This window comes from Actinoplanes sp. NBRC 103695 (genome assembly GCF_030269485.1).
GTDB lineage: Bacteria > Actinomycetota > Actinomycetes > Mycobacteriales > Micromonosporaceae > Actinoplanes.
In genome coordinates this window covers 208,425-226,470 of record NZ_BSTL01000009.1, presented here as the reverse complement: position 1 = coordinate 226,470, position 18,046 = coordinate 208,425, and the positions used below count along the sequence as shown (strand labels likewise).

General features: G+C 70.7%; 16 protein-coding genes and 1 pseudogene. 5 read left to right on the top strand and 12 right to left on the bottom strand.

Translation table 11 applies throughout. The features are described 5' to 3' along the window. Positions 1 to 40: 40 nt before the first annotated feature. The gene (locus QSK31_RS18110; RefSeq protein WP_285685285.1) at positions 41 to 1,285 is read left to right on the top strand and encodes a phosphatidylserine decarboxylase; all 1,245 of its coding nucleotides are present in this window, start codon (positions 41 to 43) and stop codon (positions 1,283 to 1,285) included. Between the two features lie 67 nt (positions 1,286 to 1,352). Here QSK31_RS18110 and QSK31_RS18105 read toward each other — a convergent pair. The 4 genes and pseudogenes from QSK31_RS18105 to QSK31_RS18090 form a co-directional block, all read right to left on the bottom strand. Next, positions 1,353 to 1,655 (bottom strand): annotated as a pseudogene (locus QSK31_RS18105) (transposase); the annotation flags it as partial. Between the two features lie 86 nt (positions 1,656 to 1,741). Further along, entirely contained in the window at positions 1,742 to 2,626 is an 885-nt protein-coding gene (locus tag QSK31_RS18100; RefSeq protein ID WP_285685405.1) for a CDP-alcohol phosphatidyltransferase family protein, read from the bottom strand. Between the two features lie 221 nt (positions 2,627 to 2,847). After that, the gene (locus QSK31_RS18095) at positions 2,848 to 3,594 is read right to left on the bottom strand and encodes an NUDIX hydrolase (RefSeq protein WP_285685284.1); all 747 of its coding nucleotides are present in this window, start codon (positions 3,592 to 3,594) and stop codon (positions 2,848 to 2,850) included. 5 nt (positions 3,595 to 3,599) lie between these two features. Further along, positions 3,600 to 4,547 carry an NUDIX hydrolase gene (locus QSK31_RS18090; RefSeq protein ID WP_285685283.1) on the bottom strand — a complete coding sequence of 316 codons (948 nt, stop codon included), beginning with the start codon at positions 4,545 to 4,547 and terminating at the stop codon, positions 3,600 to 3,602. 207 nt (positions 4,548 to 4,754) lie between these two features. Here QSK31_RS18090 and QSK31_RS18085 point away from each other — a divergent pair, with 207 nt between their 5' ends. Further along, entirely contained in the window at positions 4,755 to 5,018 is a 264-nt protein-coding gene (locus tag QSK31_RS18085) for a PspC domain-containing protein (RefSeq protein ID WP_285685282.1), read from the top strand. On the opposite strand, the gene guaA is transcribed toward QSK31_RS18085, so the two are convergent. Together guaA and QSK31_RS18075 are read right to left on the bottom strand one after the other, a co-directional pair. Next, positions 4,987 to 6,534 (bottom strand): glutamine-hydrolyzing GMP synthase, encoded by a 1,548-nt coding sequence (guaA, locus tag QSK31_RS18080; RefSeq protein ID WP_285685281.1) that lies wholly within the window; start codon positions 6,532 to 6,534, stop codon positions 4,987 to 4,989. The two genes, QSK31_RS18085 and guaA, sit on opposite strands and share 32 nt — an antisense overlap. Before the next feature lie 20 nt (positions 6,535 to 6,554). Then, positions 6,555 to 7,961 (bottom strand): S8 family serine peptidase, encoded by a 1,407-nt coding sequence (locus QSK31_RS18075; RefSeq protein ID WP_285685280.1) that lies wholly within the window; start codon positions 7,959 to 7,961, stop codon positions 6,555 to 6,557. Positions 7,962 to 8,046: 85 nt separating this feature from the next. On the opposite strand from QSK31_RS18075, the gene QSK31_RS18070 reads away from it, so the two are divergent. Next, positions 8,047 to 9,141 (top strand): LCP family protein, encoded by a 1,095-nt coding sequence (locus tag QSK31_RS18070; protein ID WP_285685279.1) that lies wholly within the window; start codon positions 8,047 to 8,049, stop codon positions 9,139 to 9,141. Between the two features lie 3 nt (positions 9,142 to 9,144). On the opposite strand, the gene QSK31_RS18065 is transcribed toward QSK31_RS18070, so the two are convergent. The 3 genes from QSK31_RS18065 to guaB are packed head-to-tail and all read right to left on the bottom strand — an operon-like array spanning position 9,145 to position 13,226. Next, positions 9,145 to 10,560 carry a M1 family metallopeptidase gene (locus QSK31_RS18065; protein WP_285685278.1) on the bottom strand — a complete coding sequence of 472 codons (1,416 nt, stop codon included), beginning with the start codon at positions 10,558 to 10,560 and terminating at the stop codon, positions 9,145 to 9,147. 44 nt (positions 10,561 to 10,604) lie between these two features. Further along, positions 10,605 to 11,723 (bottom strand): GuaB3 family IMP dehydrogenase-related protein, encoded by a 1,119-nt coding sequence (locus tag QSK31_RS18060; protein WP_285685277.1) that lies wholly within the window; start codon positions 11,721 to 11,723, stop codon positions 10,605 to 10,607. Positions 11,724 to 11,738: 15 nt separating this feature from the next. Beyond that, positions 11,739 to 13,226: an IMP dehydrogenase gene (gene guaB, locus QSK31_RS18055; RefSeq protein WP_285685276.1), complete on the bottom strand. Its 1,488-nt coding sequence runs from the start codon at positions 13,224 to 13,226 to the stop codon at positions 11,739 to 11,741. 126 nt (positions 13,227 to 13,352) lie between these two features. On the opposite strand from guaB, the gene QSK31_RS18050 reads away from it, so the two are divergent. Then, a complete protein-coding gene (locus tag QSK31_RS18050) occupies positions 13,353 to 13,754 on the top strand; it encodes a DUF5319 domain-containing protein (RefSeq protein ID WP_285685275.1) in 402 nt (133 codons plus the stop codon). A 393-nt stretch (positions 13,755 to 14,147) separates the two neighbouring features. On the opposite strand, the gene QSK31_RS18045 is transcribed toward QSK31_RS18050, so the two are convergent. After that, entirely contained in the window at positions 14,148 to 14,999 is an 852-nt protein-coding gene (locus QSK31_RS18045; RefSeq protein WP_285685273.1) for a helix-turn-helix transcriptional regulator, read from the bottom strand. Between the two features lie 230 nt (positions 15,000 to 15,229). Between QSK31_RS18045 and QSK31_RS18040 the strand changes: the two genes are divergently transcribed. After that, a complete protein-coding gene (locus tag QSK31_RS18040) occupies positions 15,230 to 15,613 on the top strand; it encodes a WhiB family transcriptional regulator (protein WP_285685272.1) in 384 nt (127 codons plus the stop codon). 168 nt (positions 15,614 to 15,781) lie between these two features. On the opposite strand, the gene QSK31_RS18035 is transcribed toward QSK31_RS18040, so the two are convergent. Both QSK31_RS18035 and QSK31_RS18030 read right to left on the bottom strand, forming a co-directional pair. Further along, positions 15,782 to 17,509 carry a molybdopterin-dependent oxidoreductase gene (locus QSK31_RS18035; RefSeq protein ID WP_285685271.1) on the bottom strand — a complete coding sequence of 576 codons (1,728 nt, stop codon included), beginning with the start codon at positions 17,507 to 17,509 and terminating at the stop codon, positions 15,782 to 15,784. An 89-nt stretch (positions 17,510 to 17,598) separates the two neighbouring features. Next, entirely contained in the window at positions 17,599 to 18,021 is a 423-nt protein-coding gene (locus QSK31_RS18030) for a hypothetical protein (protein WP_285685269.1), read from the bottom strand. Between the last annotated feature and the right edge of the window lie 25 nt (positions 18,022 to 18,046).

The window sequence follows — 18,046 nt, the reverse complement described above, 5'->3', positions numbered from 1 at the left end:
TCGGCGGTGTTGTCCGACGACGTGAGAGGCCCGAACCGTCATGACGCCGTTCCCCGCCGTTTCCACGGCGCCGGTGGCCGGGATCGGCCAGCGCGCCGCCCGGGCACTGACCGCCGAGCTTGCCCGCCGCACCGTCGCCGGATCGGCCCTGGTGGTCGGCGCCGACCACTCGTCGGCCGTGGTGGCCGCCGCGGTCGAGTCGCTGCTCCCCGGCGACACCCTGACCCTGGTCGCCGGCGAGCGCAGCACCGCCGACCTGCTCCGCGACCACATCGGCGGCCTGGGCAGCTGGGTCGCCGACCGGGTCCGCATCCTGGACAGCCTGGCCGAGGCCGACCCGGCCGACGTGGTGATCGTCGGCGAGCCGATGACCGGCACCGCCGAGGAGGCCCGCGCCCAGCTCGACGGCCTGGCCAAGTACCTGTCCGACGGCGCCGTGGTCACGGTGGCGACCCCGGCGGTGCCCGGCCAGACCGGCGGTGCGGCCGCCGAGCTCTTCCGGCAGAGCGCGCTCTTCGGGGTCGGTTCCGACCTGGTGGTCCGCAACAACCCGCCGGTACGCGTGCACAAGCTGCGCTTCAACCCCGCGGGCACGGCCTCCGCCGCCACCCTGGCGCCCGCCTACCGCCCGTCCAGCGTCCCGGTGACCCGGACGATGCACATCGACTCCAACGGCGTGGTGGCCGCCGGGATCGCCCTCGGCCTGGCCGCGGCCGCCCGGGCAGCCCGCCCGCAGTCCCGGCTGTGGCTGATTCCGGCCCTGGCCGCGGCGCCGGTGGCGGCGTTCTTCCGCGACCCGGAACGCGAGGTGCCGACCGACCCGCGCGCGGTGGTGGCGGCCAGCGACGGCCGGGTGCTCTCGGTCGAGCACGTCACCGAGGACCGGTTCGGTGGCGGCGAGTTCCTCCGCATCGCGGTCTTCCTGTCAGTGCTGGACGTGCACGTCAACCGGGTGCCGGTGGCCGGCCGGGTGACCGACTACTTCGTCGAGGAGGGCGGCTACGCGACCGCGATGTCCGCCGCGGCGGAGCACAACGTGGCCGCGTACACAGTCCTGGACACCGACCGCGGCACCGTGGTGGTCGCCCAGCGGACCGGTCTGATCGCCCGGCGCATCGTGCAGCGCGCGCCGATCGGCACGCTGGTCGCCAAGGGCGAGCGGATGGGCCTGATCCGCTTCGGTTCCCGCACCGACGTCTACCTGCCCGCCGGCGCCGCGACCCCGCTGGTCACCGTCAACGACAAGGTCGTCGGCGGCAGCTCGATCATCGCCCGCTGGAAGTGACCTGATCGCCGGGCGGTCGCCCGCACCCACGCCCGCGCACCTCGGTGGGGGTGTCCCTATGGTTTCGTCAAGCTGCGAGGCGGAGTTCGTCCGCCGGTTTCGCTTGATACGGGGTGTTGGTCCGGAACATTGCGTGCTGGACGTCGACGCGGCGGCGGGCGAGGCAGATGAGGGCGGCGTTGTGTTTCTTGCCCTCGGCGCGTTTCCGGTCGTGGTAGACCCTCGATGGCGGATGGGATAGCGAGGCGAACGCGGCGAGGAAGAACGCCCGCTTGAGTTGCTTGTTGCCGCCCTTGGGTGGGTGCTGCCGGAGCGGCGGGTGACCGGAGCCGCCGCCGGCGTAGGCCTTCAGGGCGCGGGCGTCGGCGAACCGGGCGCGATCGTCGCCAACCGGCCCAGACGCGAACCGGCCCAGACCGCATTGCGGTCCGGGCCGGTTCGAGCAACAGCCGCGTGTCAGACGGCGGTGTGGCGCGTCCTCAGCCAGACCAGCGGTCCGCTGACCAGGTAGGCGGCGACCAGGCCGACGAACGTCAGCCTCGGATCGACCAGCGCGCCGACGATGGGCACCAGCCACATCCATGGCGGGAGCTTGATGATCCGGGCCAGCTTCGCGTAGGGGAACGACGACACCATCGCGAAGGCCAGCAGCGCCACTCCGCCGAGCAGGGCCAGGCCGGGGATCGGCAGGTCGATCAGGACCGCGAGGGCCAGTACCGCGGCGGCCATCGTGGTCGGCACGCCGGAGAAGAACCTGCCGTCCTTCGGTGAGACGTTGAAGCGGGCCAGCCGGATCGCGGCGCACCCGGCGACCATCACGCAGGCCAGCGCGGCGGCGGGGGTGGGCACGCTGTGCGACAGCGAGGCGTAGACCACGACGGGCGCGGCCAGGCCGAACGAGCACATGTCGGCCAGCGAGTCCATCTGGGCGCCGAACGGGCTGGAGACGCCCAGCTTGCGGGCCAGCGCGCCGTCCAGGCCGTCGAAGGCCACGCAGGCGACCAGGCAGGCGGCGGCCAGCCGCACGTCGCCCTGCATGGAGAGAATGATCGCCATCATGCCCAGCGCGAGGCTGGCGAGGGTGCAGCCGTTGACGATCGCGAAGGACGCCTTGCGTCGCGCGGTGTGTGCGCCGGGCAGCAGCGAGACAACCTCGGCCTCGGCGGGTGCCGGCGCCGGGGAGGCGGGTGGCAGCGCGAGGCGGGCGGGCGCGACGATCGGCTCCAGGCCGGTGTAGATCACCTCGGCCTGGGTGGCGGTGGCGGCGCGGCCCGCGTCCTGCGAGCGGCGCCCGACCCGAACCAGCAGTGCCTGACGCGCGGCGGTGCCGCCGCGTCGCAGCCGGCCTGCCCAGCGACGCCCGGCGGGACGTGGACTGTCAGTCGTACGTCGCCGGCGCCAGGGGGTTCGCGCCACGTGTGTCCTCCAAGTGGGGTTCGGGGTGCTGAATGGGGGGTGCTCTGAATTTGGCGGATTACACCATTGCACAGCCGATTGATCTCGGCGAGACCGTCCAGCTCTCGTGCGGTACGACGCCCTCTCCCTGTGACGAGTTTAACTGATCACGCCAATGCCGGGTCTCCCACCGCTTCGCGGGCGACCTCGGTGAGCGGAAGGTCGGACAGTTCCGAGGGCCGGAACCAGGCCGCCGCCTCGGTGGATCCGCCCTGTTCGGTGACCACCGGAACGGTCGGCCGGTCCACCGTGACGCTGAACAGCACCCGGATGACGTGCCAGTCCATCGGCACTCCCTCCGGGCCCAGTTCGGCCGGTGTGTAGCGGTGCGCGGTGCGGAGCAGGCCGGTGATGCGGCCGTGCTGCGAGGTCTCCTCGGCGAACTCCCGGGTCAGTCCCTGCTCGGGCGTCTCGCCGTGGTCGGTGCCGCCGCCGGGCAGGTGCCAGAGCCCGGCGCCGGGATAGCCGGCCGCGATCTTGGTGAGCAGCACCCGGCCGTCCGGGTCACGCGCCACGGCGTACGCACCGAAGCGTTGTACCCGCCGTTCGACGGCCTCAACCGGTCTTTCGTCCGGATAAAGCGGAATGCCGGAAGCCGTCCCGGTGAAGGAGCCGGCCAGCGAGTAGAGGATGCGGTCGGTGTGCACGTGATCGACGACTGCGGAAGAGACTTCGAGCAGACCCGTGATGCGTACGCCCGAACCGGTCTGCTCGCCGACCAGCCGGACCACCGCCTCGTCGGGGTGCTCGCCCTGCGGCACCAGCCCACCGGGCAGCGTGCCGGCCGCCGAGGTCAGGTACCGGCCCTCGGCGTCGCGAGCCAGCCCATAGACGCCGACCTGTCGAATCTTCACCGGTCCTAGATTAGGCGTGCCGCGTGCAGAGCCTCGGCCGTCACCTCGGTGAGGGAGTCCGGCGAGAGGTCACCGACCTCCTTGAGGGCCATCCAGCAGGCCTCCGACGTGGAGCCGCCGACGTCGCCGACGCGGACCTCGGTGGGCCGCTCGACGACCACGCGGTAGAAGGCGCGCACCCCGTGCCAGTCGATCGGGTAGCCCTCCGGGCCCAGCGACGCTGCGTCACGGTGGCTGGCCACGCCCAGTAGTTCGATGATGCGGCCGCGCTGACCGGTCTCCTCGACGAGCTCGCGGATCAGCGCGGTGCCGGGCTGCTCGCCGTAGTCGGTGCCGCCGCCCGGCAGGTGCCAGCGGCCCTCGCCCGGATAGCCCGGCGCGATGCGGGTGAGCAGGATGTTCTCGTACGGGTCGGTGGCGATCGCGTAGGCCGCGAAGCGCTGGGCCCGGTGCAGGCCGTCCGGTCCCGGGTAGGCGTAGAAGGACGGGAAGTCGGGCGCCTCCTCCGGCCGCAGGTCGGCCGACTCGGCGGGAACGCCGAGCGCCGCCGCGGTGAACGGGCGCAGCTTCAGTTTCGCCGCCTCCGCCGGGTCCACCCAGCGGGCCAGGTCGGTGGGGTGGCCGACCCGGTCGACGAGGGTGCCGCCGCGCACCGAGACCCGGTAGAGGAGCCGGTCGGTGTGGATGGTGACGCCTCGGTGCGGCACCGAGCGCATGTCGGCCAGCACGTCGCTCAGCCCGGTGACGGCGACGGACAGCCCGGTTTCCGCCGCGGTCTCGCGGACGACGGTGTGGTTCGGGTCCTCACCGTGATCGACGGCGCCGCCGGGCAGCGACCAGACTCCGGGGGTGCCGGAGCGGCTCGAGGCCCGGACGAGCAGCACGCGACCGTCCGCGTCCGTGCAGACGGCGTACGCGGCGATCCGGCGTAAGGGTTCCAGTGCGGGGGTCACAGGGCTGAATTGTGCCCGGATTGTGTTACCTCCAGAGATCGTCTGTCGGATTCCTGACAGAGCGGTCGCGCTATGTAATCGCAGGTCAGAGCGCTGTGACCTGCGTTACGCACACAACCCGTCACCTGCTGTAAGGGCCAAGAATCAGGGTTCAGATCCGGGCCATCACCGAGGTTCTGGGGCCCTGCACAAGCGCACCGTAGACACATGACGACACCGACCGTGACTCCCTACAAGCAACTCCGCCGCCCCCTCGACGACCGAATCGTCGCAGGCGTCTGCAGCGGCGTAGGCCGCTACTTCACCGTAGACCCGGTCCTGATCCGCGTAGCTTTCGCCGTGGCAACAGTCCTGACCTGGGGTGTGGCCCTCCTGGCGTACCCCATCATGTGGTTCCTGATGCCCGAGGAGGACGGCCCGAGCGTGACGGACGAGCCGCCTACTCCCACTCGATCGTTCCCGGCGGCTTAGAAGTGACGTCCAGCACGACGCGGTTGACCTCGGGTACCTCGTTGGTGATACGGGTCGAGATCTTGGCGATCAGGTCGTAGGGCAGCCGGGACCAGTCGGCGGTCATCGCGTCCTCGCTGGAGACCGGCCGCAGCACCACCGGGTGCCCGTACGTCCGGCCGTCGCCCTGCACGCCCACGCTGCGCACATCGGCCAGCAGCACTACTGGGAACTGCCACACGTCCCGGTCGAGGCCGGCCGCGGTGAGCTCCTCCCGGGCGATCAGGTCGGCCGCCCGCAGGATGTCGAGGCGGTCCTTCGACACCGCGCCGATGATCCGGATCGCCAGGCCCGGACCGGGGAACGGGTGCCGCTGGACGATCTCCTCCGGCAGGCCGAGCTCCGCGCCGATCGTCCGCACCTCGTCCTTGAACAGCGTGCGCAGCGGCTCGACGAGCGCGAACTGCAGGTCGTCCGGGAGCCCGCCGACGTTGTGGTGGCTCTTGATGTTGGCCGTGCCGGTGCCGCCCCCGGATTCCACCACGTCCGGGTAGAGGGTGCCCTGCACCAGGAACTCGACGTTCCGTTCGGCGTCCAGTTCGCGGGCGGCCTGCTCGAAGACCCGGATGAACTCCCGGCCGATGATCTTGCGCTTCTGCTCCGGGTCCTCGACGTCTTTCAAGAAACTCAGGAACTGGTCGGCCGCGTCCACCACTTTGAGCCGGATGCCGGTGGCGGCGACGTAGTCCTTCTCCACCTGCTCGGCCTCGCCCGCGCGCAGCAGCCCGTGGTCGACGAAGACGCAGGTCAGCTGGTCGCCGACGGCCTTGTGGACGAGCGCCGCGGCGACCGCCGAGTCGACGCCGCCGGACAGCCCGCAGATCACCTGCTTGTCGCCGACCTTCGCGCGGATGGCAGCGACCTGGTCGTCGATGATGTTGGTGGGCGTCCAGTCCGGCGTCAGGCCGGCGATGTCGTAGAGGAACCGCTCCAGCATCCGCTGGCCCTGCTGGGTGTGCGCCACCTCGGGGTGGAACTGCACACCGGCCCGCCGGGCCGACAGGTTTTCGAAGGCGGCCACCGGGGCACCGCCGGACGACGCGGTGACCATGAAGCCCGCCGGGGCGACGGTCACGCTGTCGCCGTGGCTCATCCACACCGGCAGGCTGTCGGGCAGGTCGCGCAGCAGCGTGCCGGCCTGGGTGGTGAGGTGGGTCCGGCCGTACTCGCGGGCGCCGGTGTGCGCCACCGTGCCGCCGAGTGCCTGGGCCATCGCCTGGAATCCGTAGCAGATTCCGAAGACCGGCACCTCGCTGTCGAAGACACCGGCGTCCAGGTCGGGGGCGCCCGGTTCGTACACACTGGACGGTCCGCCGGACAGGATGATCGCGGCCGGGTTCTTGGCGAGCATCTCGGCGGCCGGCATCGAATGCGGCACGATCTCCGAGTAGACCCGCGCCTCGCGCACCCGGCGGGCGATGAGCTGGGCGTATTGCGCGCCGAAGTCGACAACGAGCACGGGCCTGGGGGTCGTCATGGCCAGCGAGTTTACCGACGTCAGCGGTACCAGGTCCGGGTCGGGGTGAGCCGGGCGTTGCCGAACCGGTCGTAGGCCCTCGCCTGCACCCGGACGACCTTGCCGAACTTCCAGACCGGCACGGCGAAGACGTACGCCCGACCGGCGTACCGCTGAGTGATCTTGCCGTTGATGATCAGCTCGAGCCGCGTCACCCCGGACGGGTCGGTGGCCGCCACCCCGAACGGCGTGGTCTTGGCAACGCGGGCGCCGCTCGCCGCCGCGCGGGTGACGCGTACGACCGGCCCGGCCTGGTCGATCGCCAGCCCGCGGACCGTGCCGACGGCCGCGGCCGCGTCGATCCTGCCGGACGAGGCGGCCAGCCAGTTCCCGGCCAGTTTCACCGAGGTCGCGGTGAGCACGTCGCGGATCTTCGCCGGGGTGACGCCGGGCCTGGCCGTGGCGAGCAGCGCCGCGACGCCGGACGCGAACGGGGTGGACGACGAGGTGCCGCAGAAGTCGCTCAGCACGCCGGCCAGGTTCACGGCCGGGTTGCAACCGGGCGCGGCCAGGTCGACCCAGGAGGCGCCGTAGTTGGACCAGGGGTAGCGGGCGTCGCCGGGGGTGGACGCGCCGACGGCGAGCACGCTGGGGATCGCCGCCGGGTAGTGCGGTGCGGCGCTGCCCTCGTTGCCGGCCGCGGCGATGACCACGGCGTTCTTGCTGGTCGCGTACGCCACCGCGTCGCGCATCAGCCGGCTGTCCGCGGCGCCGCCGAGCGACAGGTTGATGACGTCGGCGCCGCGGTCGGCGGCGTACCGGATGCCGGCGGCGATGTCCGAGTACGAACCGATGCCGCCGGCGCCCAGCACCTTGACCGGGAGGATCCGGCAGCTCCAGCAGATCCCGGTGACGCCGACGTGGTTGTTCGCGCTCGCGCCGATCACCTGGGCGGTCATCGTCCCGTGGCCGTCGTCGTCGGTCGGGTCGCTGTCCTTGTTGACGAAGTCGTAGCCAGGCAGCAGCCGGGCGCCGAAGTCCGTGATGCGCTTCACGCCGGTGTCCACCACCGCGACGGTGATCAGCGTCGAGCCACGGGTGGCCGTCCAGGCGGTGTTCACCCGGGTCTTGGCGATGCCCCACTGCTGCGGGTAGTAGGGGTCGTTGGGGGTGACGACGGCAGCGGCGTGGGCGATGTGGTCCGGTTCCACGTACGCGACGTCGGGGTCGGCGCGGAGTTCCTCGGCCACCTCGGTGACCTCGCCGCGGGGGACGTCAACCGTGAGCGCGCCGGGCAGCGTACCCGTCGCAGTGGCCTCGGCCGGGAGATCCACCTGCCCGCGCACGCCGATGACCAGGCCCACCGGCTCTTCGGCGGCGTATGCCGCCGGCGTCGAGACCGTCGTCGCCAGCACCAGACCTGCCAGAACACTCGTCACAACCCGCATGCCAGAAGGTTCGGCGGACTCGGCGGCCGAGACCGTGCGCATTCGGGAGCGATCAAGTTGCGCCGGGTGAACTACTCTCTCAGCCGTGACGAGGAAGCGAATCATCCTCGCGGCCGTCGCGGTCGTGCTGGTGCTGGTCGGCGCCGGGGTCGCGTTCGCGCTGGCCGGACGCGACAGCGACGACCCGCCCGCCGCCGCGCCGTCGACTCCGGTGACGCCCTCGTCCGCGCCGGCCTCGGCCAGTCCGGCCCCGTCGCCCGGCGCGGACATCGACGGCCCGCTCGATCTGCTGCTGATCGGCGTCGACACCCGGGTCAGCGTTCCGGACTGGGAGCCGCACGCCGACACGATCATGCTGCTGCACCTGGAGCCGGGCCTGGAGAGCGGTTACCTCTACTCGCTGCCGCGTGACCTGCGCGTGCAGATGCCGGCCTTCCCCGCCGCCGGGTTCGCCGGCGGTCGCTTCAAGATCACCGAGGCGATGAGTCGCGGTTCGCGGGTCTCCGGCTCCAAAAAACCCAACGCCAAGCAGGGGTACGACCTGCTGAGCCGCACGATCTCCCGGTACACCGGGATCAAGTCGTTCGACGCCGGCGCCGTGCTGACCTTCGACGGGCTCAGCAAGCTCACCGACGCCCTCGGCGGCGTCACCCTGCGCATCGACACCAAGGTCCAGTCCCAGCACCGGCGGCCGGACGGCTCGCTACGCACCCTCAAGCGCGGCGGTGGCGGGTACACCGGGCCGCAGGCCACCTACCTGCCCGGCGTGCGGACTCTCAAAGGCTGGCAGGCGATCGACTACGCCCGGCAGCGGTACGGGCTGAAGAACGGCGACTACGACCGGCAGCGCCACCAGCGGCAACTCGTGACCGCCCTGCTCACCAAGGCGATGAACGACGGGCTGGCCACCGACACCACCAAGCTGGAGGCGGTCATCCAGGCGCTCGGCGAGACGATGCAGTACACCGGCGCGCGGAGCCCGGCCGAGTTCGCGTACGCCCTGCGCAACCTCAAGCCCGGCGGGATCACCATGGTCACGCTGCCCGGCGACTCGGTCGGCAACGGCAGCGGGTACCTCGGGGAACAGCTGCTGCCGCTCGGCCGGGACTTCATCAAGGCGGTCGCGGCGGACCGCCCCGGGCCGTACCTGGCCGCGCATCCCCAGCTCAAGCACCGATAGCCGTCAGGGTCTGGGTGGCTGGGCGGTCCCGTAAAGCCAGTCCTGGAAGAACTTCGCCAGGTCCTTGCCGCCGGCCGCCTTCTCCGCCGCGGCGATGAAGTCGGCCGTGGTCGCGTTGCCGTCCTTGTGCTCGGCCGGCCACGACTTCAGCAGTCCGAAGAACGCCTCGTCGCCGATCGTCCGGCGGAGCGCGTGCACCGTCATCCCGCCGCGCTCGTAGACCGGCGTCCCGAAGATCCCCTCCGCGCCGGGCCGGCCGGGTGGCTCCGCCCAGTCGAAACCGTCGTACCGGCGGTCGAAGAGGGCCTGCGCGGTGGTCTGGCCCTGATGCTCGGCCCACAGCCACTCCGCGTACGTGGCGAAGCCCTCGTTGAGCCAGATGTCCTCCCAGCGTTCCAGCGCCACACTGTCGCCGAACCACTGGTGGGCGAGCTCGTGCGCGACCACGCCGGAGTTCTGGCCACCGGCGAAGAACGTCCCGCCGTACACCGGCCGGGACTGGGTCTCCAACGCGTAGCGCACCCGCTCGTCGTCGAGCACCACCCCGCCGTACGCGTCGAACGGGTACGGGCCGAACTGCGTCGCGAGGAAGTCGGCCACCTCGGCGGTCCGGCCCAGCGACTTCGCTGCGGGACCGTCGGCGGGCAGCGTCTCCGGGATCGCGATCACCATCGGCTTGCCGTTGTGCGTGCCCGACTCGACCCGGTACTGGCCGATCGCCACGAACGACAGGTAGGAGGCCAGCGGCGCCGCCTCGCTCCACGTCCAGGTGGTCCAGCCGCCGGCGCTCGGCCGCTCGCCGGGCACCCCGTTGCTGATCGCCTCGACGCCGTCCGGCACGGTCATCGCCAGCCGGAACGTGGCCTTGTCGGCGGGATGGTCGTTCACCGGGAACCACGCGCTCGCCGACTCCGGCTGACCCAGAACAAAACCCCCGTCCGGGGTACGCAGCCAGCCGCCGTCACCGAGCCTGCCCGGCGTGCCCGCGTACTCGACCACCGCGGTGAACCGTGCGGTCCGGGCGATCGCCGTGCCGGGCGTGACGACCAGCTCGGCGCCCTTCGCGGCATGCCGGGCGGGCGCGCCGTCGACCGTCACCGCGCTCGCGGTGAGCCCGGACAGGTCGAGGTTGAAGCTGGACAGGTCCTGCGTCGCCGTCGCGGTGATCGTGGCCGCCCCGCCGAGCTGCCCGGTCTTCGGGTCGTAGCGCAGCTTCAGGTCGTAGCCGCCGACGTCGTACCCGCCGTTGCCGGAAGTCGGGAAGTACGGGTCGCCGATCCCCGCGGCGCCGGGTTCCCCAGCGGCCGGCGTGGGCTTTCCCGGTGTGGGCTCTCCCGGTGTGGGCTTTACCGGCGCCTTATCGGAGGTGCAGCCGGCCACCAGCAGCACCATCGCGGCCGCGATCACCTGTCGTCGCATCGCCCGACAGTACGTGCGCCGACCGGAAGCCGGCCGAAAGACCCTCAGCGGTCCAGGACCAGGCCGACCTTCTGGAATTCCTTCACATCGTGGTAGCCGCACTTGGCCATCGCGCGTTTCAAGCCGCCGAAGAGGTTCAGCTGGCCGTCGGGGCGGTTAGCCGGGCCGTACAGCAGCTCCTCCAGCGTGCCGTCCGGCTCGCCGGCGATGCAGAACCCGCCACGCGGCAACAACGGGTGGCTGGCCGCCGAATGCCACCAGGCGCCACCGGCCGGCGCGCCCTCGGCCAGCGACAGCGGCTCGCCCAGCATCACGGCGTCCGCACCGCAGCCGATCGCCTTGGCGATGTCACCGCTGGTCTGGATGCCACCGTCGGCGATCAGGTGGACGTACCGGCCGCCGGTCTCGTCCAGGTAGTCACGCCGGGCCGCGGCGGCGTCGGCGATCGCGGACGCCATCGGCACCCGGATGCCCAGCACCGTGTCGGTGGTCGACCACTCGTCCGCGCCCACGCCGATGATCACGCCGGCCGCGCCGGTCCGCATCAGGTGCAAGGCCGTCTTGTAGTCGGTGCACCCGCCGACGATCACCGGCAGGTCCAGGTCGGCGATGAACTCCTTGAGGTTCAGCGGCTCGTCCGTGGTGCTCACATGCTCGGCGCTGACCAGGCTGCCCTGGATGACGAGCAGGTCCACGCCCGCGTCCAGCACCACCGGGGCCAAGGCCAGCGTGTGCTGCGGCGACACCCGGACCGCGACGGTCACGCCGCCCTCGCGGATCGCACGGACCCGCTCGGCGATCAGGTGCGGCTTGATCGGCTCGGTGTAGACCTCCTGCAGCCGCTGGGTGGCGTCCGCCTCCTCGTCGAGCTTCGCCAGCTCGGCGAGGACGCTGGTCGGGTCCTCGTAGCGGGTCCACAGGCCCTCGGCGTTGAGCACGCCGAGACCGCCGAGCCGGCCCAGGGCGATCACCGAGTCGGGGCTCATCGTCGCGTCGGACGGATGCGCCACACACGGGATCTTGAACGGGTAGGCGTCCAGCTTCCACTCCGTCGACACGTCCTCGACGTCGCGGGTGCGCCGGCTCGGCACGATCGCGATGTCGTCGAGGTGATAGCCGCGCTGCGCGGTCTTACCCTGTCCGATCTCGACGACATCACGCATGACTCGTACCTCTTCTTAGCGGGTGTGGTAGTTCGGCGCTTCGACGGTCATCTGGATGTCGTGCGGGTGGCTCTCCTTGAGACCGGCCGCGGTAATCCTGATGAGCTGCCCGCGCTCCTGCAAGTCGGGGATGGTCTCCGCGCCCGCGTAACCCATAGCGAGACGAAGACCGCCCACCAGCTGCTGGGCGACACGGGACAACGGACCACGATAGGGCACCTGACCCTCGACGCCCTCCGGAACCAGCTTCTCCTCCGGCACATCCTGCTGGAAGTAGCGGTCCTTCGAGTACGACTTGGCCTGACCGCGCGACTGCATCGCGCCCAGCGAACCCATCCCCCGGTACGCCTTGTACTGCTTGCCGTTGACGAAGATCAGGTCGCCGGGGCTCTCCTCACAGCCGGCCAGCAGACCGCCGAGCATCACCGAATCGGCGCCGGCCACGATCGCCTTCGCGATGTCGCCCGAGTATTGAACGCCGCCGTCCGCGATCACCGGCACACCGACCGGCTTGCAGGCCCGGGTCGCCTCCATCACCGCGGTGATCTGCGGGACGCCGACACCAGCCACGATCCGGGTGGTGCAGATGGCGCCCGGACCGACACCGACCTTCACCGCGTCGGCGCCCGCCTCCGCCATCGCCTTGGCGCCCGCGTAGGTCGCCACGTTGCCGCCGATGATGTTGGTGCTCGTGTCCTTCTTCAGCCGGGCGATCATGTCGAGCACCTGGCGCTGGTGGCCGTGCGAGGTGTCCACGATGATCACGTCGACGCCGGCGTCGATCAGCCCGCGAGCCCGCTTGTACGACTCGTCACCCACACCGATCGCGGCCGCGACCCGGAGCCGGCCCTGCGGATCCTTCGTCGCGAGCGGGTACTGCTCGCTCTTCGCGAAGTCCTTGACCGTGATCAGCCCGCGCAGCCGGCCGCCGTCGTCGACCAGCGGCAGCTTCTCCACCTTGTGCCGCTGCAGCAGGCTGAGCGCGTCCTCCTTGCTGACCCCCACCGGCGCGGTGATCAGCGGCGTGCGGGTCATCACCTCGCGCACCTTCACGCTGTGATCAGTGACGAAACGCATATCACGGTTGGTGACGATGCCCACGAGAGTGCCGTCGCCGTCCACCACCGGCACACCGGAGATGCGGTACCGGCCGCAAAGCTGGTCGACCTGCTGCAAGGTGTCGTCCGGGCTGCAGGTGACCGGGTTGGTGATCATGCCGGACTCGGAACGCTTCACGAGATCGACCTGGGTCGCCTGGTCCTCGGCGGAGAGGTTGCGGTGCAGCACCCCGATGCCACCCTCGCGGGCCATGGCGATCGCCATGCGCGCCTCGGTGACCGTGTCCATCGCGCTGGACAGCAGCGGGATGGCCAGCTCGATGTCGCGGGTGAGCCGGGTGATCGTGTTGACCCGGCTGGGCACGACATCCGACTCACCTGGCTGAAGCAGGACATCGTCGAAGGTGAGTCCGAGCGGCACGGTACGGGCGGAGTCGACGTCCACAGATCATCCTTGTCGGGAGGAGGAGGCGGAGATTGTTCATCCTACCCATCGCCCCGCGCTCGGCCGCCGGGCGGACAAGCGGTCCGGGGCCAGCACAGACGGAGAGGATGTGGGTACGGTTACGGGGTGCAGGACGAACCCATCGACCCGTTCAACGGGGATCCCGCCGACCCGGCCGCGGGACTCGACGATCCGAGTGAGGACGCCGAGAACGACCCGCTGACCGAGGCCGAGCGGCAGGACGTCCTCGAGGACCTCAGCGACCTCGAGGTCTACCAGGCACTCCTCAGCCCGACGGGCATTCGTGGCCTGGTCATCGAGTGTGAGGACTGCCACGAGCCGCACTACTTCGACTGGGATTTGCTGCGGGGCAATCTGCGCCATTTACTCACCAGCGGACGGCCTCGGGTGCACGAGCCTGCTTACGATCCGGATCCGGACCATTACGTCACGTGGGAATATGCCCGGGGGTATGCGGACGGGGTGCACGACACGCTTGCCGAGGGGACTGACGACTCCGGCAGTTGAGGTTGGGTTTGAGCATCGGGGGTGAGCTTCGACCCACCGGGTTTGAGCTCCGACCCACCGGGTTTGAGCTCCGACCCACCGGGTTTGAGCTGGTTGTGTGCCGGGCTGACTTGGTTTTGCTGGGTGCATGCGGCTGCTGAGCTGCTGGTCGTCGCTTCGCTCCTCCGGCATTTCGCCCTAAGGGCGGTCGATGACTTGGGCGCGAAAAAGCACCTCGGCTTCGCCTGGCACTTTTTCGCGCCCAAGTCATCGACGGGCGAAATGCGGGTGGTTGCGGTTAAGGCCCTTTGGGTTGCCGTTAAGGCCCTTTGGGTTGCCGTTAAGGCCCTTTGGGTTGCGCTAACTCTTGAAGTCGCGCCGACAACTGGACTCGCGCCAACGCTTGACGGTGGGCTAGGCGACTAAGCCTGCTCGGAAGCCTGCTGCTACTGCGTGGGCTCGGTCTCGGGCGCCCAGCTTGCGGAAGAGGCGGCGGGCGTGGGTTTTGACCGTGTCCTCGGAGACGAAGAGCTCTCGGCCGATCTCGGCGTTGGACTTGCCGTCGGCCATTCCCCGCAGGACCTGGAGCTCACGTTCGGTCAGGGTCAGGCGGCGGCCGGTGGGCTGGGCCTCGGCCACGCCTACGCCGGCTTCGTTGCCCGGCCACGCGACCATCGGGCGGCCCGTTGCCGGGTCGATCGGTGCGTCGCCGCGCTGCGCCGGGACCATCGGCGCGTTCGGGCCCAGCATGGCCGGGACCGAGGCGGCGTTGGCCGCGGTCATCTGCACACCGTCCCGGTAGCCGCTACGGCCCACGGTCGAATTGGTGTTGCGTGCCCCACCGGCGACCGTGGCCGGTTGGGCGTTCGCCCCGTTGATCGGCATGCCCGCCGGACGGACCGGGAGCAGGAGGAGCAGCAGGGCCTTGGCGACGACGCTGACCAGGTCATGCTCGACGCCGCGGATGACACCACGGGCGCCGGCGGCGACTGCCGCCGCCGCGACCCTGGGGTCTTCGGCGCCGAAGAGCACCAACTGTGCCTGCGGGGCTCGGGCCAGAACGCGACGGGTGAAACCGACGCTGTCGGGACGGGTCACGGCGGTGTCGGCCAGGACGACCTCGGCAGGCCTTTCAGCCAGTCGGATCATGGCCTCGGTCTCGCTGACCGCGGTCCGGACGACGCCGGTCATGCCGAGCCGGGCCGCGGTGGACGCGACGGTCTGGGCCGCCAGCGGGGTACGGACGCACACGAGGACGGTACGCACAGTGATCCTCCTTCTCTCTCAGAGGAGATCACGCGAGGGCCGCAGCATTACGCGCTTTAGATGGAAAAAACGGGAAAGATAGGTACGAGTTACGGCCGCAGTGGGATACGCCCGCAGATGACATCGACGAAGTCGGGTTGAGCCGGGGATCACCGGGGTAATCCCGCGTCAGGCCTGAGCAAGGCTCTCTCTGACAACACTCCGCGGTGCCACGCGGGAGGAGGGTGTTGATGTCGAACGTTCGCAGACTGCCCGGGCCCATCGCCGACCTGTGGGACTGGCAGAGACTCGGTCTGTGCCGTGGCCGGGACAGTGCCCAGTTCTTCCACCCCGATGGCGAGCGCGGGTCGTCCCGCAACCGCCGCGAGGCGAAAGCCAAGAACCTGTGCGGCGCCTGCCCGGTCAGGGCCGAGTGCGCCGCGCACGCCCTGGCAATCCGTGAGCCGTACGGGGTCTGGGGAGGTTTCAGCGAAGCGGAGCGGCTGCGGCTGCTCGCCGTCGGCTGGGAGGACGCGGCCGACCGTCACGGGCGGGTCGACCTTCCCCGGCTCGAGGCGCGCCTCGGCCGTCCCCACAAGTCGGTGCCCGCACAGCGACAGGCCCCAGCCGCTTGACGCCGTCCGGCGCGCGGGCTCACCACACAGCTCACGACGCGGTCCCCTGCGGGGGTCCGCGTCGTTATGTTCAGCGGTTCTCCGACCGCATCGGTGGACATGCAAGCCACCGTATGAGCGAACTACCTCACTGAGTCGGACGAAAAGTGCGTCCTCGATTACTCAGCTCTACTCAATCGTGACATCGATGCCATGCCAACCCGTGGCACCGTCCGGAGCGGGTGGAGCCGGCGTGCTCGTCTGCGTGTAGCCGGTCGTGTCGGTCGCGCGTACCCGGATGCGATGTTTGCCCGGGGTGGCGGTCCAGACGTGACTCCACTGCCGCCAGGTGTCGCTGCTGACCGTGGCCGCGAGCGTCGCGACCTGCCACGGCTCCTCGTCGATCTGCACCTCGACCTTGGCGATGCCCTTGTGCTGGGCCCACGCCACCCCCGCGATCGTGACCGCGCCGGCCGGCTTCTTGGCGCCGCCGCGCGGGCTGTCGATGCGTGACTGCGTCTTGATCGGCCCCTGCGCCGACCAGCCGCGCGGCACCCAGTAGGCGTCGAAGTCGGCGAACCGGGTCACCTCGATCTCGGTGATCCACTTGCAGGCGCTGACGTAGCCGTACAGCCCCGGCACGACCATCCGCACCGGGAAGCCGTGCTCGACCGGCAGGGCTTTCCCGTTCATGCCGACGGCGAGCAGCGCGTCCCGCCCGTCCCGCAGCACCGAGGTCGGGCTCCCGCAGGTCCAGCCGTCGACCGACCGCTGCACCACCTGATCCGCGTCCGGCAGCGGGTCCGCCTCGTCCAGCAGCGCCTTGATCGGCGTGCCCAGCCACAGCGCGTTGCCGATCAGCGAGTCACCGACCTCGTTGGACACGCAGGCCAGCGTCACGTACCGCTCGATCATCGGCCGCCGCAGCAGGTCGTCCCAGCTCAGCGTGATCGGGTTACGCACCATCCCGTGGATCCGCAGCTGCCAGGTGGCCGGGTCGATCTGCGGCGGGTAGAGCGATGTGTCGATCCGGTAGAAGTCGTCGTTGCTGGTCACGTAGGCCACCGCGCCCGGCGCCCGCACTCCCGCGGGCACGACCGGGGCCGCCTGCCGAGCCGCCGGCAACACCACGTTGCTGCGCGCCGCACTGACCGCCTTGCGCCCGGTCAGCAGCCGCCCGGCGATCCCGCCGACGGCCGAAACCCCCACCACGAGGCCGAGACCTTTGAGAAACCGGCGCCGGCCCTCTTCCGAGTACGCCTGACCCGCTCCCCCAACCGCACCACCGGCTCCCGACGGCCTGACGGGCACCGAGTCCCGTGCCACCACCCCCGGGTTCCCACCGGCCTCCGACGACCGTGACCCGGGCCAAACCCTCGACGCCCCCGCGGCCGGCGCCCCCACCGTCGCCGGCTCGTCCCGGTCCGGCGCGCCCACCCTCGGCTCGTCCCGGACCGGCGCACTCAGCGACAACGCCTCTCGGATCGGCGCGCCCACCGACAACGCCAGCAGCCCGCGCAGCACCACGACCGCGACCACGGCAGCGATCACCGAGGGCAATGCCGCCGCGATGCCCGCGTCGTGCCGGGTGAGAGCCGCGACCACCCCCACCAGACCGAACAGACCGATCATCCCGACCGTGACCCACCACCGCCGCACCGCGACGACGCCCGCGCCGAACGCGTAGGCCACCAGCAGGATCGCCGTCCCGGTGAGCAGGGCGGTCTTGTCATGCACCCCGAACACGGCGATGCCGAAGTCCTTGACCGGCGCCGGCACGTTGTCGACCACCACGCCACCGACCGCGAGCAACGGCGCCGATGTAGGCCCGGTAGCGACGGCGACGATCTCGGCCACACCGAGCGCGGCCGCGGCCGCACCCACTCCGGCCAGCCCGCCGCGCAAAAAGGTCTTCACCTACCCATCGTGCACCCGCCGTGGCCCCGGAGACCCTTACAGCTCCGTGACGTCACATCGAAGATCTCGACCCTGGTTTTGAGGACGCCTCAGCCGTTGACAGAGACCGGCCGGATGGGCGCCTCGATCTCTTCGCCGCCGTTGCGGCACGTCGGGCACCACGGCTGGTAGCGCTGGTGCGTCACGTAGACGAAGAGCAGGTAAGCCAGCGTCGCCTGGACCAGCGCCCAGCCGTACCGCCCGATCGGGTGGGTCGCCAGCAGCGCCGTGCCCAGCACCACGACCAGGTAGAACGCGGCGAAGACCTTGCTCTCGAAGAGGTGCGCCACCCGGAAGCGGAGCCCGTACCGGCCGGCCACCGAGGAGGCGTCCAGGGGCAGCGCGCGCACGCACCGCTCGCACAGCTGCCGGTTGTGGGCCAGCACCGCGTACGCCAGGAAGAGGGTGACCGCCAGGAGCGCGAACAGCGCGATCACCGGGACCGCCGCACCCACCACCGGAACGACCGTCATCACGATGAGTGCACCCACCACCGTT

Excerpts from the sequence above, each read along its gene's own strand:
- QSK31_RS18075 (WP_285685280.1), bottom strand. The coding sequence starts at position 7,961 with ATGCGGGTTGTGACGAGTGTTCTGGCAGGTCTGGTGCTGGCGACGACG.
- guaA (WP_285685281.1), bottom strand. The coding sequence starts at position 6,534 with ATGACGACCCCCAGGCCCGTGCTCGTTGTCGACTTCGGCGCGCAATAC.
- QSK31_RS18060 (WP_285685277.1), bottom strand. The coding sequence starts at position 11,723 with ATGCGTGATGTCGTCGAGATCGGACAGGGTAAGACCGCGCAGCGCGGC.
- QSK31_RS18065 (WP_285685278.1), bottom strand. The coding sequence starts at position 10,560 with ATGCGACGACAGGTGATCGCGGCCGCGATGGTGCTGCTGGTGGCCGGC.
- QSK31_RS18110 (WP_285685285.1), top strand. The coding sequence starts at position 41 with ATGACGCCGTTCCCCGCCGTTTCCACGGCGCCGGTGGCCGGGATCGGC.
- QSK31_RS18040 (WP_285685272.1), top strand. The coding sequence starts at position 15,230 with ATGTCGAACGTTCGCAGACTGCCCGGGCCCATCGCCGACCTGTGGGAC.
- QSK31_RS18030 (WP_285685269.1), bottom strand. The coding sequence starts at position 18,021 with ATGACGGTCGTTCCGGTGGTGGGTGCGGCGGTCCCGGTGATCGCGCTG.
- QSK31_RS18085 (WP_285685282.1), top strand. The coding sequence starts at position 4,755 with ATGACGACACCGACCGTGACTCCCTACAAGCAACTCCGCCGCCCCCTC.